Annotated in this window: 1 protein-coding gene; it reads right to left on the bottom strand. The window is 33.2% G+C overall.

Annotation, left to right across the window (positions count from 1 at the left end; genetic code table 11):
• Positions 1–61: 61 nt before the first annotated feature.
• Positions 62–769: DUF1351 domain-containing protein (locus tag BTA35_RS16435; RefSeq protein WP_078320900.1), on the bottom strand; the 708-nt coding region annotated here is incomplete at its 5' end.

The following is a 769-nucleotide window of genomic DNA, read 5'->3' as shown; positions in this document are numbered from 1 at the left end:
ATTATACATTGATTGCTTCAAAAGTCAACACTTTTTTCAAACTTTTTTTAATTTATTTTAACTATAATACCGTGTAATCAATCTTGTTACTTTCAAGTAGCATTTTAGCAAGTGCTATTTTTTCGGCACCTTTAATTTCGATTACAAGCGTATCTTGTTCTTGTTTTTCTACTTGAGTAGGTTGCATTGGTTCAATCTTAATCGGTTGTCTTGGCTGTTCTAATGGTTTTTTACGCTCGATTTCAAGATTTTTAGCGACTTCAATACGCTTATTGACCGTATTAATCGCGTTACTCATGTTGTAACCGTTGATATAATACTCTACCAAAATATCATCTGCGTTTTCTAGCGTCTTGATAGTTTCAATTTCTTGCTTTTTGTTCTCGAAAAAGTCAACCATTTCTAGCTCGATTTTATCAAGTTTGTAAGTCTTGTTCAAAAACTGAGTCTTATAAAATTCGTTAAAATCAAAATTATACTCGCTATAAGCCTTGTTGCGTTTGTCAAAGATTTCTTTGATAGTTTCAAACTTCTTGTTTGCAATCTGAAACTCGTATTGCTCGACCTTGTCACGCTGAACATTTACAGCTTGCGTTAAAATATCGTCAATCTCTTTAACCTTGTTTGAAAATTCCGTCAGGCTTGTAAGCATTTCAGCCTTGATTTCTTTACGCTTGTTGTTTAATTCAGCCGTAACTTTCCTTACTTCTGCAATTTTCTTCTTACCTTCCTTGAGATTGTTTTCGGTAATTTCAAGGCTTTCTAAGTC

It is taken from the genome of Oceanospirillum linum, assembly GCF_001995095.2.
GTDB lineage: Bacteria > Pseudomonadota > Gammaproteobacteria > Pseudomonadales > Halomonadaceae > Oceanospirillum > Oceanospirillum linum.
This window is presented reverse-complemented; position numbering and strand designations above follow the sequence as displayed.